The sequence below is a fragment of the Arthrobacter sp. Y3225209 genome (assembly GCF_059090685.1).
Genome location: NZ_JBNHFW010000031.1, coordinates 10,829 through 27,207, shown reverse-complemented (window position 1 = coordinate 27,207; position 16,379 = coordinate 10,829). Strand labels below are relative to the sequence as shown.

Sequence of the window (16,379 nt, the reverse complement as noted above, 5' to 3'; positions counted from 1 at the left end):
ACGGTGACACGATCCGGCGCAGCACAATCCGGCGCAGCAAACCCCGCCCCCGGCCCGGACCGTCCCGCACTTTCCCGCCGTTCCCTCATCCGCGCAGGCGCGGCCGCCGCAGCCTTGATGCTCGCCGGCTGCACGGCCGAAGCCGCCGGCGAGGACCCCACTGCGGGACCATCCGCCACCGGCGGAAGCGGACCCACGGCCCGCTTCACCTTTGCGACGGCGGCCCGCCCGGTCACCTTGGACCCCGCTCTCGCCTCCGACACCGAATCCTTCCGGGTCAGCCGCCAGGTATTGGAAGGCCTGGTGGGCGTAGACGCCCTGACCTCCGCGCCGGTGCCCCTCCTGGCCACCGGATGGACCCAGTCCGAGGACCGCAAGACCTACACCTTCGAATTGCGCCGCGACGTCATGTTCCACGATGGTGAACCCTTCAACGCGGAAGCGGTCCGGCGGAACTTCGAACGCTGGTACCACCTGCCCGAATCGGTGCGGAGCGGCGGCTCCCTGATGTACAAGTCCGTGTTCCGGGGCTACTCGGACACGCCGGCCACCGCCGTCTACAAGAGCTGCGAGGTGGAGGACGAATACACCGTGCGGGTGGAGCTGAACACTCCGATGGAAAGTTTCATCGCTGCGCTCGCCGCGCCTCCGTTCGCCATCTCCTCCCCCAAGGCACTGGCCGAGGCCGGTGCGGATTCCCTGACCCGGGAACTCAACGGCCGCAGAGTCTCCGGGTACGGCGTCCACCCTGTGGGTACCGGGCCCTTCCGCTTTGTGGCCTGGAATGAAGACACCGTGGAACTCGCCGCCAACCCCGGGTACTGGGGTGAAAAGGGACAGATCGGTTCGGTGGTCTTCCGCACCATTTCCAGCCCCGAGGGCCGGCTGCGTGCCCTGAAGAAGGGCGAGGTGGACGGCTATGACCTGGTTACCGTCAACGACGTGGGCGACCTGGCCCGCAACGGGCAGCGGATCCAGCAGCGCGACCCGTATTCCGTACTGTATCTGGGCATCAACCAGAACTTCCCGGGGCTGGACAGCGTCCTGATGCGCCAGGCAGTAGCCCACGCCATCGACAAGCCCGCCGTCCTGGACGGACTGTTCCTCAACGGCACCAAACCCGCCAATCAGTTCATGCCGGAAAAGCTGGGGCTCACCTCGGATTCGGTCACCGGCTACGGCTACGATCCGGAGAAGGCCCGGGAACTGCTGGAAGAAGCCGGCTACGACGGGCGCGAACTGCCCTTCTACTACCCCCGGCGCGTCACCCGCAGCTACCTGCCCGCACCGGAGAAGGTCTACGCCCGGCTCAGCGCACAACTCACCGCCGCCGGATTCAACATCCGCCCGGTGCCCGTGGACTGGTCCGAGGGATACCTGGAAAAGGTGCAGGGCAAGGAGGACCGGGCATTCCACCTGCTCGGCCTCGCCGGCAGCTACGAAGGCGGAGACAACTTCCTAAGCACGCTGTTCGGCCGCTACACCGAAGAGTTCTCCTTTAATGACCCCGAGGTCTTCACCGGCATTGAAAAGGCCGCCCGCCTGCCGGAAGGCCAGGACCAGACCGACGCCTACCATGCCGTCTCCGACCGCATTTCCCAGCGCGTTCCGGCCGTGCCGCTGGCCTTCCCGATTTCCGCCCTGGCCCTCTCGCCCCGGGTTTCCTCCTACCCCACAAGCCCGGTTCTGCACGAGGTCTTTAACCGGGTCAGCCTCACGGACCGCTGAGCCGGCTTCGAACAGCAATCGGCCCCGACCTCCAAAAGCAGTATTCGTACTGCGATAATTTTAGGAAGGCACCCGCTCGGGGATACGCTTCTATGGCTAGCGCCCACGCGACTGGAGAAGAAGTTGACTGCTAATAGCCCGGCGGAGAATTCCGCAACGAAAACTGATGTACTGCTGATCGGCGGAGGCATCATGAGCGCTACCCTTGGGGCGTTCCTGAAGCAGCTGGCTCCGGACTGGGACATTTCCCTCTACGAGCGCCTCGATCGCGCGGGGCTGGAAAGCTCCGATCCCTGGAACAACGCGGGTACCGGCCATGCCGCCCTCTGCGAACTGAACTACAGCCCGGCCGCGGCCGACGGCTCCGTGGACCCGGCCAAGGCGGTGGGAATCAACGAGCAGTTCCAGGTCTCCCGCCAGTTCTGGTCACACCTGGTCTCCGAGGGCCATATTGGCAATGACTTCATCAACCCGCTGCCGCACATGAGCTTTGTCTGGGGCGATGCACATTCGGAATACCTGCGCCGCCGGCACGAATCCCTGAGCGCCCAGCCGCTGTTCAAGACCATGGAGTTCTCCGAGGATCCGGCCAAGCTGGCCGAATGGGCTCCGCTCATCATGGAAGGCCGCGATCCCGGGCAGCGGGTGGCCGCCTCCCGCGTGGCCGGCGGAACCGACGTCGACTTCGGCAACCTGACCCGGCAGCTGACCAACTACATGGGTGCCAACGGCGTGCACCTGAACTTCGGCCACGAGGTCGGCAACGTTACCCGCTCCTCCAACGGCGGCTGGGACGTCAAGGTCAAGGACCGGGCAACCGGAACTACCAGCACCGTGTCCGCCAAGTTCGTGTTCATCGGCGGCGGCGGCGGTGCCCTGCACCTGCTGCAGGCCTCGGGCATCCCCGAGGGCAAGGGCTTTGGCGGCTTCCCCGTCTCCGGCCAGTTCCTGCGTGCCACGGATGAATCCATCATTTCCCGGCACAATGCCAAGGTCTACGGCCAGGCTTCCGTCGGCGCCCCGCCCATGTCCGTGCCGCACCTGGATACACGCTTCGTCAACGGCAAGCGCTCCCTGCTGTTCGGCCCGTACGGCGGCTTCTCGCCGAAGTTCCTGAAGACCGGCTCCCTCCTGGACCTGCCGCTCTCGGTCCGTCCCACCAACCTCGTGCCCATGCTGGCCGTGGCGAAGGACAACATGAGCCTGGTCAAGTACCTGGTCACCGAGGTTCTGAAGACCCGGGAAGGCAAGACCGCAGCGCTGCAGGAATTCATGCCGCAGGCACAGACCGAAGGCTGGGACCTCATCACCGCCGGTCAGCGCGTCCAGGTCATCAAGAAGGACCCGAAGAAGGGCGGTGTGCTGCAGTTCGGCACCGAACTCATCACCGCCGCCGACGGCTCCATCGGAGCCCTGCTGGGCGCGTCACCGGGTGCTTCCACTGCGCCGCCCATCATGATCAATCTGCTCAAGCGGGCCTTCCCCCGGCAGTTTGACGGCTGGGAGCCGAAGATCAAGGAAATGATCCCGGGCTACGGCGTGAAGCTGAACGAAAATGAACGCCTGGCTGAAGAGATTGAAGCCGATACCAGCCGGGTTCTGGGCCTGTCCTAGTCTCCGCTTAACGCGGCTTACCGTTTTACGCGGCGCAGACCTGCTCCTCCGGCAGGTCTGCGCCGCGAACCAGTTATACCGCCGGTTTCCGGCGCCGCTCCGTTGCGCACCGCCCTTCCTTAAGGCAGGATCATGGATCGTTTGGCCAAGCTGTCCCTCTCGAACAGGGCCCTCATTGCCCTGATCACCGTGTTTGTAGCTGTTTTCGGGGTGATCTCCATGAGCTCCCTCAAACAGGAACTGATCCCGTCGCTGGAGTTCCCGCAGATCAGCGTCATAACGGCACTGCCCGGCGCCTCCCCCGAGGTGGTGGACGCGCAGGTGAGCGAACCCCTCGAAGGTGCCCTGACAGCGGTGGAGGGACTCGAGTCCTCCTCGGCGACGTCGCGCTCAGGCATTTCGACCATCGCCCTCACCTTTGCCTACGGCACCGATCTGGACCGGGCCCGCGGCCAGGTGGACCGTGCCATTTCCAACGCCCGGCAGCTCCTGCCCGAGGATACGAATCCACAGTCCCTTGCCGGCAGCATCAGCGACTTCCCCATCGTTTACCTCGCCGTCTCCTCCGATGAGCCGCTGGCCGAGCTGAATGCGGACCTGCAGCGGCTGACCGTTCCCCGCCTGCAGAAGATCGAAGGCGTGCGGACGGCCGAGGTCACCGGCGGATCCACCCGCCATGTGGCCATCCTCCCCGACCCTGCCGCGCTGGCCGCCCAGGGTGCCACGCCGTCGTCGATTGTGGATGCCCTGGAAAACAGCGGCGCCCTGCTTCCCGCGGGCACGGTGGATGAGGAAAGCCGGACGCTGTCCATCCAGGTGGGAGCACCGCTGGACAGCCTGGAGAAAATTTCCGCCCTGCCGATTGAATCCTCCTCCGACAGCGCCACGCCGGTAACCATTGGCGACGTCGCCTCCGTGGAGATCACGGAGGACGAAGCCACCTCCATCACACGCACCAACGGACAGGCCACCCTGGCCGTCTCCATCACAAAGACCCCTGCCGGGGACACCGTGGGCATTTCACACGAGGTCACGGACCTGTTGCCTTCCCTCCAGGACGAGTTGGGCAACGGTGCGAAATTCACCGTGATCTTCGACCAGGCGCCCTTCATCGAAAAATCCATTTCGGACCTCACCACCGAGGGGCTGCTGGGACTGGGCTTCGCCGTCCTGGTCATCCTGGTCTTCCTGCTCTCGGTCCGTTCCACCCTGGTCACCGCCGTCTCAATCCCGCTGTCCCTGCTGGTGACCTTCATCGGGCTGCTGGCCTTCGGCTATTCCCTGAACATCCTCACCCTCGGCGCGCTGACCATCGCCATCGGCCGGGTGGTGGATGACTCGATTGTCGTCATCGAGAACATCAAGCGGCATCTGGGCTACGGCGAGGACAAACGCACCGCCATCCTCACCGCCGTGCGCGAGGTGGCCGGTGCCGTCACCGCCTCCACCCTCACCACGGTGGCCGTGTTTGCACCCATCGCCTTTGTGGGCGGCCTGGCCGGGGAACTGTTCCGACCCTTCGCCGTCACCACGTCCCTGGCCCTGCTGGCCTCGCTGCTGGTGTCTCTGACCATTGTTCCGGTGCTGGCGTACTGGTTCCTGAAGTCCTCTCCGCCGGTGGCGGATCCGGAGGCCTACCGGGCCGAAGCCGAGGAAAAGGAGACCCGCAGCTTCCTGCAGCGCGGCTACCTCCCCATCCTGCGCGGCACGCAGCGCCACCCCGTCTACACGGTGGTGGCCGGGCTGATCATCCTCCTCGCCACCGCCGCCATGACACCCCTGCTGCCCACCAACCTGCTCGGCGACACCGGACAGAACACGTTCAGCGTGCGGCAGGAACTGCCTGCCGGCACCTCGCTGGAACGCACGTCCGAAGCAGCCGAACAGGTCGAGGAAGCACTGTCCGGCGTGGACGGGGTCAAGGATGTCCAGGTCACCATGGGCACTTCCACCTCCGGCATTGCGGCATTCACCGCCGGCGGGTCCTCGGTGGCCAACTTCACCGTAATTACCGAGGAAGGCGAGGACCAGGTGGCCCTGCGGGACGCTGTCCGGGCGGCCATTGAGGACCTCGACGACGCCGGCGACGTCACCCTGGGCAGCACCGGCGGCGGTTTCGGTACCTCGAACACCGTGGACATCAACCTCTCCGCCGGGGATCCCGCGGAGCTGCAGCCGGCCAGCGACGCACTGGTGGAAGCCATGTCCGATCTTCCCGGCGTCGCCCAGGCCAGCAGCAACCTCTCCTCCTCGCAGCCGGTGGTCCAGGTGACCATTGACCGTGCCAAGGCCGTGGCGGCGGGTCTGAACGAGCAGCAGATCGCCGGCCTGGTTGCCTCCACCATCAGCCCCCTGCCGGCCGGTTCGGTCCGGCTGGGCACTGACGACCTGCCCGTGCTGATCGGTGAGGGTACCCCCATCACGTCCCTGGAACAGCTCAATGCCGTCTCGGTGCCCGCAGGCGCCGGCTCGGTGCCGCTGAGCGAGCTGGCCACCGTGGAGGAGGTCTCCGTGCCGACGTCGGTCTCCTCCTCAGGCGGTGAACGCACCGCCATTGTGTCCGTCTCCCCGGACGGCGACAACCTGGGCGCCACCATTACCGAGGTCCAGGCGCGGCTGGCCGATGTTGACCTGCCGGCCAGCGTCACCGCCGAACTCAGCGGCGCCGCCACCCAGCAGAACGAGTCCTTCACCCAGCTGGGCCTGGCCCTGCTGGCCGCCATCGCCATTGTGTACGTGATTATGGTGGCCACGTTCAAGTCCCTCCTGCAGCCGCTGATCCTGCTGGTGTCCATTCCCTTCGCGGCCACCGGCGCGATCCTGCTGCTGCTGATCAGCGGCATCCCGCTGGGGCTGCCGTCCCTGGTGGGCATGCTGATGCTGGTGGGCATTGTGGTGACCAACGCCATTGTGCTGATGGACCTGATCAACCAGTACCGCCGTCCGCGGGGCAGCGAACCCGGCATGAACGTGGAGGACGCCATCTTCCGCGGGGCACGCCAGCGCCTGCGCCCCATCCTGATGACGGCGCTGGCCACCATCTTCGCCCTGACGCCCATGGCGCTCGGCGTGACCGGTGAAGGCGGCTTTATTTCCCGGCCGCTGGCAGTGGTGGTGATCGGCGGGCTGATCTCCTCCACGGCCCTGACCCTGATCCTGGTACCTGTGCTGTACCGGCTGGTGGAAGGATCCAGGGAAAAGCGGGCGCAGCGCAAGGAACAGGTCCCTGCTGCGGCCGATGCCTAGGCCCCTGCTGCGTTAGCCGGTCCCGGGAATGAACCGGGGCCGGCAACGGTTGGAACAAAAGTCTATGCATATGCATATACTTTAAGAACATTCCAACATCGGAGGCCAGCATGCAGATCGGCGTCTTCAGCGTCAGCGACATCACCCGGGACCCGGTCACCGGCCGCATCCCCACCGAGGGCGAGCGAATCAAGGCCGCCGTGGCCATCGCCAAAAAGGTCGAGGACATCGGGATGGATGTCTACGCCACCGGCGAGCACCACAACCCGCCCTTCTACGCCAGCTCCCCCACCACCCTGCTGGGTTACATTGCCGCGCAGACCGAGCGGATCATCCTCTCCACGACCACCACGCTGATCACCACCAATGACCCGGTGAAGATCGCCGAGGACTTCGCCATGCTCCAGCACGTCTCCGACGGCCGCGTGGATCTGGTCCTGGGCCGCGGCAACACCGCCCCGGTCTACCCCTGGTTCGGCAAGGACCCGCAGGACTCGGTGGAACTGACGGTGGAGAACTACAACCTGCTCCGCCAGCTCTGGGACAAGGAGACAGTGAACTGGGAAGGCAAGTTCCGCACCCCGCTGCGCAACTTCACGGCCACGCCCCGCCCGCTCGACGGCGTCGCCCCCTTTGTCTGGCACGGCTCCATCCGCACGCCGCAGGTGGCGGAAATTGCCGCCTACTTCGGTGACGGATTCTTCGCCAACAACATCTTCTGGCCCAAGGAGCACTACATGCAGCTGATCGGGCTCTACCGGGAACGGTACGAGCACTACGGCCACGGCCGTGCCGACCAGGCCATTGTGGGCCTTGGCGGACAGTTCTTTATGCGGAAGAACTCCCAGGACGCGGTGAACGAATTCCGCCCCTACTTCGACAACGCCCCGGTCTACGGGCACGGGCCGAGCATGGAGGACTTCACCGCGCAGACCCCGCTGACCGTGGGCAGCCCGCAGGAGGTGCTGGAGAAAACCCTGAGTTTCCAGGAGTACTTCGGCGACTACCAGCGCCAGCTCTTCCTGATCGACCATGCCGGCCTGCCGCTTAAGACGGTGCTGGAGCAGCTGGATCTGTTCGGCGAGTATGTGCTCCCGGAGCTGCGCAGGGAATTCGATTCCCGCCGCCCGAAGGACGTTCCGGACGGTCCCACGCATGCCGGCCGCGTTGCCGCACGCGACGCCGCCCGTCATGCCGGGGCCGGGGTGCCCGCAACAGCCTCCGCCGTTCAGTAGGCTGGAACCATGCACTCCTCGAACAACCCGACCCCCAAGCAGGCAGCCGAAGCGTGGGAATCCCTGTTCCGCGTACAGGTAGGCGTGATGCGCCGGCTGCAAAAGGACGCGGAGTTCAAGGACCTGACCATGCGGGAATACGATGTGCTGTTCAACCTGACCCGCTGCCCGTCCGGCTGGACCCGGCTGAACGAGCTCAACGAGCACCTGCTGATCAGCCAGCCCAGCCTCAGCCGGATGGTGGACCGGCTCGAAGCCCGCGGCCTGGTCAAGCGCCGGCCCGCGGAGCAGGACCAGCGCGGCGTGGAGCTGTCCCTCACCGATGAAGGCCGCGAGGTGCAGAAACGCCTGGGCCGGATCCATGTGCGCGGCATCCATGACCTGCTCACCCCGGCGCTGGACCGCGACGAGCTGGCCACACTGAAGGAACTCACGGACAAGGTACTGGCCAGCCTCACCGATTAGGTCCCGCCCGGGCACTGCCGGCCCGGACTAGACGGCTTTCTCCTCCGCACCCAGCGGCGGGTCGGCGAACGCCAGCCGGGGAACCAGCAGCAGCACGGCCGCGGCCACGAACGCCGTCACCGAGCACACCGTCCACACCGTCAGGTAACCCTCCAGCGGCGCGGCGGTCACTGCGGTTCCGCCGGAAAGCGCATTCGCCGCTGTGCTGGCCAGGGCGATGCCGAACACTGCCGAGGCGAAGGACCCGCCAATGGTCTTGGTGGTGTTGGTGAGCCCGGTTGCCATGCCGGTGCGGTTCATCGGCGCGGCCGCTGCCGCAGCCGACGGAAGCGCCGCCACCAGGGCTCCGGAGCCGAGTCCGGCCACCACCATGTTGGCCAGCGCCTGCGGCAGCGTGTCATGGAAGGGCAGGAACATGGCGTATCCGACGCCGACCAGCAGTGCCGCCCCCACCAGGGTGTTGCGCGGGGTGGTGCGCCGGGCGGCCACCGGGAACAGCAGTGCACCCACCAGCAGGGCCAGCACATAGCTGCCGATGATGATGGACACCTGGGATGCTTCCAGCCCCAGCCCGTAGCCGTGCTGTGCCGGGTCGGTGCGCGCAAAGGTGGACATGGGCGCCTGCGCACCCAGCACCGAGATGCCGAACAGGCCGGCGGTCAGCTGGACCGGCCACATGGACGGGCGGCGCAGCATGGCGAAGTCCACCAGCGGATCCCTGCGGCCGAGCTCGTAGCGGACAAAGGGAATGAACGCCGCAACGCCGGCGGCCAGCACGGCCCAGGCCCACCAGGTACCGGGTCCGTTGATCCGCAGGAACGTCAGGCCGGAGGTCAGGGTCAGCAGCCCAACAGCCAGCAGCACAAATCCCGTGCGGTCCACGGTGCCGCCGTCCAGCGAGTCGGACTCCGGGACGCCGAAGTGCACTGCGAAAATACACAGGGTCACGGCCATTGCGGGGAAGGACAGCGTCAGCCAGAGCATCCCCGCGAACCGTTCCACCAGCACGCCACCCAGCAGTGCCCCGCCGATCACCCCCAGTTCCAGCGCGCCCACCAGCAGGCCGGCGGCCTTCCGGGTCAGCACGGCCCGGTTCGGGGCGTGGCGGAGCCGGCTGAAAATCAGAGCTATTTCCATGGGCAGCCAGACCACGTAGAACCCCTGCAGGGACCAGGCCGCCAGGAACGTCCAGAAGCCGGGCGCGAAGGCCACGCCCCAGGAGGCGGCGGCCGTCAGGACCGTGGACACGAGCAGGATGCGCTTGTGCCCGTAGATATCCCCAAGCTTGGCCAGGAGGGGCACCGCGAGGGCGCTGAGCATCAGCTGGGCGGATTCGAACCAGTTGACGTCGCCGTCGTCGATCCCCAGGTGCCGGGCGATGTCGGTGAGCATGGGGGTGTAGTAGCCCTGCAGGATGCCGCTGGTCAGTTCCACCAGCACCAGGAATCCCACTACGGGTCCGAGCATCCGCAGCCCTGCCGCCGGCAGAGCGGTCATCAGAGTGCACCCATCAGGGCGCGGTAAAACAGAATGCCCTCGCCGAAGGTTTCAATGCCCAGCTTTTCATTGTCGGCATGGATGCTTGCCCGGTCCGCTGCACTCATCCGGAACGGGGCAAACCGGTAGACCGCATCGCAGATGGTGGTAAAGCGGCGGGCATCGGTCCCGCCGAGCATGATGTACGGCACCGGGACGGCATCCGGGAACGTTCCGCTGATGGTCTCTTCCAGCAGCGCAAACTGGGCGTTGGTGGTGGCCGAGACCGGTGAGGGCTCGTTGCCTTCCACCACATGCAGGGACACTTTGGGGTCCCGGATGACCGTGCGGAGGCGGGTAAGCGTGGATGCCACGCTCTCGCCCACGGCTACCCGGATATTCGCATTGGCGCTGGCGCGGGTGGCCAGGACGTTGGATCCCTTGCTGCCGCGCAGCTGGGTAATGGCCACGGTGGTGCGCGTCATGGCATTGGGCTCCCCGCCGAGCAGTCCGAAAACCCGGGTCAGCGGACGCCGCAGCCGGCGCACATTCCCCAGCACCAGCCGGGGAAGCAGCGGGGCGGCCGCGGAGAGCCGCTCCACCATTTCCACGGTCACCTCGGGCAGGGCTGCGGGGAAGGGGCGGCGCTCCAGGCGGAGGATCGCCCGGGCCAGGCGCGCGGTGGCTCCCATCCGGTTCGGCGTGGATGCGTGCCCGCCGGGATCTTCGGTGGCCAGTTCGACGTCGAGGATCCCCTTTTCGGCCACGCCCACCACGGCCAGCGGTGCCTGGACGAAGGGAAAGGCGCCGGAGGCCACGGCGCCGCCTTCATCCAGCACCAGCCAGGGCCGGATGCCGCGCCCGGCGAGCAGGGCTGCGGCCGCGGCGGCCGTGTCACCGGCGGTTTCCTCGTTGTTGCCGAAGGAGAAGTAGATGTCCCGTGCCGGGGTGAAGCCTTCTGCCAGCAGCTGCTCGGCGGCTTCGAGCACGGCGGCCAGGGCGCCCTTGTCATCCAGGGCCCCTCGTCCGCAGATGGAGGTGTCGGTGATGGTGCCGGCGAACGGCGGATGCTCCCAGGCTGCCGGGTCCTCCACCGGGACCACGTCATAGTGGGCCATCAGCACCGCGGGACCGCGGGCATCACCGGTTTCCGCGTTGCCGCCCGCCCAGCGGTAGAGCAGGCCGTGCCCGTTGACCCGTTCCAGCTCCAAGCCGGCCGCGACGCGGGGAAAAAGTTCGGGCAGGGCGGCGAAAAACGCGTCGAACTGGTCTGTTTCCACCTCCTCCGGGATCCGGGAGGAGACGGTGCGGAAGGTCAGGAGCCGGGCCAGTTTCGGTGCCGCGTCCCTGCCGGTCCGGAGTGCGGAAGGCGCAGGCGCGGCGGAACCGGTCCGCGGGTCAATGGTGCTGTGCATGGGGCGAGTGTAGCGGCGGTGTGGTGCAGCTCACGCCCGGGACGCGAACCTGCAGCTACATTACGACGGCGGCCTGCCGGGCACCCGGCGTCGCCCTGCCCCTGGACTGCTGTCCCTGCACTATTGTCCCTGCACTGCTGCCCCTGTCACCGCTGCCACCGCGTCGATGACGGCGCTGGCTGCGTGCTCCATTTCCGCCGGCGTGGTGTGCGGGGAGAGGGTGAAGCGCACGGCTGTCTGTGCAGTTTCCCGGTCCAGTCCCATGGCGGTCAGTACGGCAGAGGGCTCATCGGAACCCGCCGCGCAGGCCGAGCCGGAGGAGCACAGCACTCCGCGGCGCTCCACCTCCAGCAGCACGGCCTCACCTGCGGTGCCGGGAAAACAGAAGGATGCATGTCCGGGCAGCCGCTGCACGGCCGGCCCGGTCAGTAATGCGCCCGGCACACCGCCGAGCACCTCCCGGATGAAGCGGTCGCGCAGCCCGGCGGTGCGGCGGGCCGCGGCATCCTGTTCGGCGACGGCGAGCGCCAGTGCCGCGGCAACGGCGACGGCACCGGCGACGTTTTCCGTCCCCGACCGTTTCCCGCGCTCCTGCCCGCCGCCGTGCAGCAGCGGTTCCAGCGGCAGTGCGCCCCGGACATACAGCAGGCCGCAGCCGGCGGGGGCGCCAAGTTTGTGCCCGGAAATGCTCATGGCGTCCACCCCCAGGTCCCTCACCTGTACCGGCAGCCAGCCGGCCGCCTGCACCGCATCGGTGTGGAACGGGACGCCCAGGGACCGGCAGGCACTGGCGACTTCGGTCACGGGCTGAAGAGTTCCCACCTCGTTGTTGGCATACATGATGGTGCACAGCGTGGTATCCGGCGTCAGGGCCGCGGCGGCTGCCGCCGGGTCCACCCGCCCGTCGCCGTCCACGGGCAGGAGTGTCAGGCGGAATCCGTGGGACCGTTCCAGGTAGCGCAGGGATTCCAGCACGGCGGGGTGTTCCACCTGGCTGGACACAACATGGCGTCCGCGGGGTGCGGCAAGCGCCAGCCCCTTGACCGCCAGGTTGTCGGCTTCGGTTCCACCGGAGGTGAACACGATGTCGCCGGGCCTGCAGCCCAGCGCCGTGGCCGCCGTGGTTCGTGCGTAGTCCAGGGCGGCCGCAGCACCCGTACCACGCAGGTGCCGGCTGGAGGGATTACCGAATTCCGTGGTCAGGAGCGGCTTGATCAGCTCCAGGATTTCGGTGCGCACCGGAGCGCTGGCCGCGGCATCGAGGTAAATCACCGGGTGTCCGCCATGTCCAGTCCAAGGTCCAGTGCCCGGACACTGTGGGTGAGGGCCCCGGCGGAGATCAGGTCCACTCCGGTGGCGGCTATGGCGGCCACGGTGTCGAGCCGGACATTGCCGCTGGCTTCGGTCAGGGCCCGGCCACCGATCAGCTCCACGGCGCGGCTCAGCTGCGCAGGAGTGAAGTTATCCAGCAGGACGGTGTCCGCTCCTCCGGCCAGGACTGCCTCGATCTGGTCCAGGCGGTCCACCTCCACCTCAAAATGGACAGTGTGCGGGAGCTGCGCGCGGGCCCGGCGCAGCGCCCGGGAGAGCTCCTCGCCGGTGCCCAGCAGTGCCAGATGGTTGTCCTTGGCCATCACGGCGTCCGAAAGGGAGAACCGGTGGTTGAAGCCCCCGCCGCAGCGGACGGCATGGCGTTCCAGGATACGCAGCCCGGGGGTGGTCTTGCGGGTATCGGTAATCCGTGCCGATGTACCACGGGTTTCCGCCACGAACGCCGCCGTCACCGTGGCGATTCCGCTCAGCCGCTGGGCCAGGTTCAGTGCCACCCGTTCGGCGGTGAGGATGGCGCGCGACGGGCCGCTGATCTCCGCCAGGACGGCACCGGCGTCGAACGCTTCACCGTCCCGGACCCGGAGCGCCACACGGGTTTCCGCCGAGGTGGCCCGGAAGGCTGCTTCAAGGACCTGGCTGCCGCAGAAGACTCCTGCCTCCCGTGCGGTCAGCTGCGCCGTGCCGTGAGCCTCCGCCGGGATCAGCGCCGTGCTGGTCAGGTCTCCCCATGGTGCGTCCTCGGCCAGGGCCGCGGTAACAATGCGTTCGACGGCGGCCGGATCCGCTGCCGGGATCTCCTGGGTGTTCATACTCTTACGTCCGTTCTCTCCCGCCGCGCAGGGATATGCGGGCTGTCCGTTCGGTAATGTGCCCCGAGCGAGGTGTGCCGCTGCAGGGCAGCACCCACCAGCAGCCGGGCGCAGGTGAGCAGGTTCGCGGTTTCCCGCTCCGCCACGGAGCTTCCTGCCGGCGGCAGCCAGGACGCCAGCTGCCGGGCAGCAGCGGCCAGGCCGTCGGCGTTGCGCAGCACTCCGGCGGAGCCGGACATCAGTGCCTGCAGCCGGTCCCGGGTAACCACTGCATACCCGCCGCCCTCCGGCCCGGCGGGACCCTGCGCGGCTAAACTCTGCAGCACTGAAGCCGGGAGAACCGGGGCCTGTGGAACCGAAGCCTGTGGAGCTGATGCCTGTGGAACCGAAGCCTGCGGAACTGAAGCCTGCCGGCCGACCGTTCCGGGCATCAGGGCTCCGGGCTGTGGGGGTCCGGATTGCTGGGCTCCGGTTTCGGCTTCGGCATCGGCTTCGGCTTCGGCTTCGGCTTCGGGCCAGGGCACGCCGGCCCGGACTGCGGCAGCGGTACGTGCCCCGAACACCAGGGCCTCGAGCAGTGAGTTGGAGGCCAGCCGGTTGGCACCGTGCACGCCGGTACAGGCGTTCTCCCCCACGGCGTAGAGACCGGGGACCGAGGTACGCCCGGCAAGGTCCGTACTGATTCCGCCCATCCAGTAGTGCGCCGCCGGTACCACCGGTACCGGCTCCCGTTCCCAGTCAAAGCCATGGGCTGAGGTAAGCGCGTCCAGGCCCGGGAAACGGCGGGCGAGGTATCCCGGACCGTGCCGGTGCCCGAGGCCGGTGGCGTCCAGGAAAACGCGGTGCGCTCCTGTCTCCTGCAGATGGAGCGCAATGCCGCGGGCCACCACATCCCGGCCGGAAAGCTCGGCTCCAGCTTCGGCTCCGGACCCGGCTCCGGACCCTATGTCCGAGTCCGTATCGGAGCCGGATCCTGCGACCAGGCCTGTATCGGCGCCTGCCCCCGCGAGGAACCGGATTCCGGCAACGTCCCGAAGTACCGCACCCTCGCCGCGCACAGCCTCGGACACCAGCGGATGGCCGGGGACGTCCAGTGCCGTGGGATGGAACTGGAAAAACTCGAGATCCGCCAGCGCTGCCCCCGCACCGGCGGCGAGCGCAACACCGTCGCCGGTGGCAGAGGCGGGATTGGTGCTCTGTGCGTAGAGCTCCCCCGCACCACCGGTCGCCAGCACCAGGGCAGTGACGGGCAGAATGCTCAGTACGCCGTCGGGATCCTGCACCTGAAGCCCCGCAACCCGCCCGCGTGCCAGCACAATATCCGTGGCAAAGGTGTGCTCGCGGATGCCGATTTTCGGTTCGGCACGCACCGCAGCCGTCAGCGCCACCGCAATCCCGGCGCCGGTGGCGTCTCCGTTCACGTGCAGCACGCGCCGGGCACTGTGTCCGCCCTCCAGCCCGGGTTCGGGATCAAAGTCCACCCCGAGCCGGACCAGTTCGGCAATGTGTTCGGCCGCCTCGGTGCACAGCGCAGCGACGGCTTCCGGGGTGTTGGTGCCTGCGCCGGCCTTCAGCGTGTCCTGGATGTGGAGGCGGACGGAATCCGGACCCCGGAGCACAGCGGCAATCCCGCCCTGCGCATACGGAGTGGCACCGCTGAGCAGTTCGCCCTTGGTCACCAGAGCGACGTCCAACCCGGCGCGCGCGGCACACAGTGCGGTGTAGAGCCCGGCAACTCCGCTGCCCACAACCGTCAGGGGCAGCGTCACGGGCGGACTGCCAGCATGCGCTCCAAGGCGGTGCGTGCGGGGGCGGCGACGTCATCCGGCACGGTGATGCGGTTATGCTGCTCACCGCGGACCAGACCCTCCAGCACCCACGCCAGGTAGCCGGGATGGATCCTGTACATAGTGGAGCAGGGGCAGATCACCGGGTCCAGGCAGAAGATGGTGTGCTCCGGGTGGGCGGCGGCGAGCCGGCGGACCATGTTGATCTCCGTGCCCAGGGCAAAGGTGCTTCCCGGTTCGGCGGCCTCGATCGCCTTGCGGATGTAGTCGGTGGAACCGGACTCGTCAGCTGCATCCACTACCGGCATGGGGCACTCGGGATGCACGATCACCCGCACCCCCGGGAACTGCTGCCGTGCCGCGGTGATCTGGTCCGTGGTGAAGCGCTTGTGCACTGAGCAGAAGCCGTTCCAGAGCAGGACCCGGGAGTGCCGCAGTTGTTCTTCCGTGTTGCCGCCCAGCGGCAGGCGCGGATTCCACATGGGCATGGCCTCCAGCGGGATGCCCATGGCCTTGGCGGTATTGCGGCCCAGGTGCTGGTCCGGGAAAAACAGCACGCGCTGCCCCCGCTCGAACGCCCAGGCCAGAACAGCCGCAGCATTGGAGGAGGTGCAGACAATCCCGCCGTGCCGGCCGCAGAATGCCTTCAGGGCCGCCGAAGAGTTCATGTAGGTCACGGGAATGACGGGCGCCGCTCCGGCAGTCTCCCGGCCGCGGAAAACGGCCTCCAGCTGCTCCCAGCACTCTTCCACTGAGTCAATGTCCGCCATGTCCGCCATGGAGCAGCCCGCTGCCAGGTTGGGCAGGAGTACTGCCTGCTCCGGCCCGGACAACAGGTCCGCGGTTTCCGCCATAAAGTGCACGCCGCAGAACACGATGGCTTCTGCCTCGGGGCGGGAAGCAGCAGCCTGGGCCAGCTGGAAGGAATCCCCCACGAAATCCGCATGGCGCACCACTTCATCCCGCTGGTAGAAGTGCCCAAGGATCACCACGCGGTCCCCCAACCCGGCTTTGGCCGCCGAGATCCTGGCCTCCAGTTCCTCGTCCGAGGCCTCGAGGTATTCCGAGGGCAGCGCACCCTGGCGCGGTGTTGCTGCCGGCGCGGGATCAGCGGCAGAGGCCCCTGGTCCGTACTGCGGCAGGGCGGCGCCGTCGAACGCCCAGGGCGGCGAGGCCAGGCCGGGCCCGCAGGTCGAGGACGCGGCTGCTGCCTTGTCGCGGCTGATCAGCCGAATGGCTGTTGCCACGCTGGCGCCGGGAGTAGCTTCCATG

At 67.6% G+C, this 16,379-nt stretch carries 11 protein-coding genes; 5 read left to right on the top strand and 6 right to left on the bottom strand.

What is annotated here, in order from left to right; translation table 11 throughout:
- The first annotated feature begins 3 nt into the window (after window positions 1-3).
- The 5 genes from AC5RVB_RS14585 (at window position 4) to AC5RVB_RS14565 (ending at window position 8,288) form a co-directional block, all read left to right on the top strand.
- The gene (locus tag AC5RVB_RS14585; protein ID WP_494143014.1) at window positions 4-1,728 is read left to right on the top strand and encodes an ABC transporter substrate-binding protein; all 1,725 of its coding nucleotides are present in this window, start codon (window positions 4-6) and stop codon (window positions 1,726-1,728) included.
- Between the two features lie 123 nt (window positions 1,729-1,851).
- Window positions 1,852-3,342 carry a malate:quinone oxidoreductase gene (locus tag AC5RVB_RS14580; RefSeq protein WP_494143013.1) on the top strand — a complete coding sequence of 497 codons (1,491 nt, stop codon included), beginning with the start codon at window positions 1,852-1,854 and terminating at the stop codon, window positions 3,340-3,342.
- A gap of 132 nt (window positions 3,343-3,474) precedes the next feature.
- Window positions 3,475-6,588, top strand: coding sequence for an efflux RND transporter permease subunit (locus AC5RVB_RS14575; RefSeq protein WP_290244787.1), 3,114 nt, complete (start codon window positions 3,475-3,477; stop codon window positions 6,586-6,588).
- A 110-nt stretch (window positions 6,589-6,698) separates the two neighbouring features.
- Window positions 6,699-7,823: an LLM class flavin-dependent oxidoreductase gene (locus AC5RVB_RS14570; RefSeq protein ID WP_227903297.1), complete on the top strand. Its 1,125-nt coding sequence runs from the start codon at window positions 6,699-6,701 to the stop codon at window positions 7,821-7,823.
- 9 nt (window positions 7,824-7,832) lie between these two features.
- Window positions 7,833-8,288 (top strand): MarR family winged helix-turn-helix transcriptional regulator, encoded by a 456-nt coding sequence (locus tag AC5RVB_RS14565; protein ID WP_227903298.1) that lies wholly within the window; start codon window positions 7,833-7,835, stop codon window positions 8,286-8,288.
- Window positions 8,289-8,315: 27 nt separating this feature from the next.
- On the opposite strand, the gene AC5RVB_RS14560 is transcribed toward AC5RVB_RS14565, so the two are convergent.
- The 6 genes from AC5RVB_RS14560 to nadA all read right to left on the bottom strand — a co-directional run bounded on the left by AC5RVB_RS14560 (window position 8,316) and on the right by nadA (window position 16,378).
- Entirely contained in the window at window positions 8,316-9,785 is a 1,470-nt protein-coding gene (locus AC5RVB_RS14560; RefSeq protein WP_494143012.1) for an MFS transporter, read from the bottom strand.
- Window positions 9,785-11,179 carry a M20/M25/M40 family metallo-hydrolase gene (locus AC5RVB_RS14555; protein ID WP_494143011.1) on the bottom strand — a complete coding sequence of 465 codons (1,395 nt, stop codon included), beginning with the start codon at window positions 11,177-11,179 and terminating at the stop codon, window positions 9,785-9,787. Before AC5RVB_RS14555 ends, AC5RVB_RS14560 begins: the two co-directional genes overlap by 1 nt.
- Before the next feature lie 120 nt (window positions 11,180-11,299).
- Window positions 11,300-12,451, bottom strand: coding sequence for a cysteine desulfurase family protein (locus AC5RVB_RS14550; RefSeq protein ID WP_494143010.1), 1,152 nt, complete (start codon window positions 12,449-12,451; stop codon window positions 11,300-11,302).
- On the bottom strand, window positions 12,448-13,320 hold the full coding sequence (gene nadC, locus AC5RVB_RS14545; RefSeq protein ID WP_494143009.1) for a carboxylating nicotinate-nucleotide diphosphorylase: 873 nt from the start codon (window positions 13,318-13,320) through the stop codon (window positions 12,448-12,450). The genes AC5RVB_RS14550 and nadC overlap by 4 nt, the downstream gene beginning before the upstream one ends.
- Window positions 13,317-15,089, bottom strand: a complete 1,773-nt coding sequence (locus AC5RVB_RS14540) for an L-aspartate oxidase (RefSeq protein ID WP_494143008.1) — start codon at window positions 15,087-15,089, stop codon at window positions 13,317-13,319. Before AC5RVB_RS14540 ends, nadC begins: the two co-directional genes overlap by 4 nt.
- Window positions 15,086-16,378 (bottom strand): quinolinate synthase NadA, encoded by a 1,293-nt coding sequence (gene nadA / locus AC5RVB_RS14535; RefSeq protein WP_494143020.1) that lies wholly within the window; start codon window positions 16,376-16,378, stop codon window positions 15,086-15,088. Before nadA ends, AC5RVB_RS14540 begins: the two co-directional genes overlap by 4 nt.
- Window position 16,379: the final 1 nt, after the last annotated feature.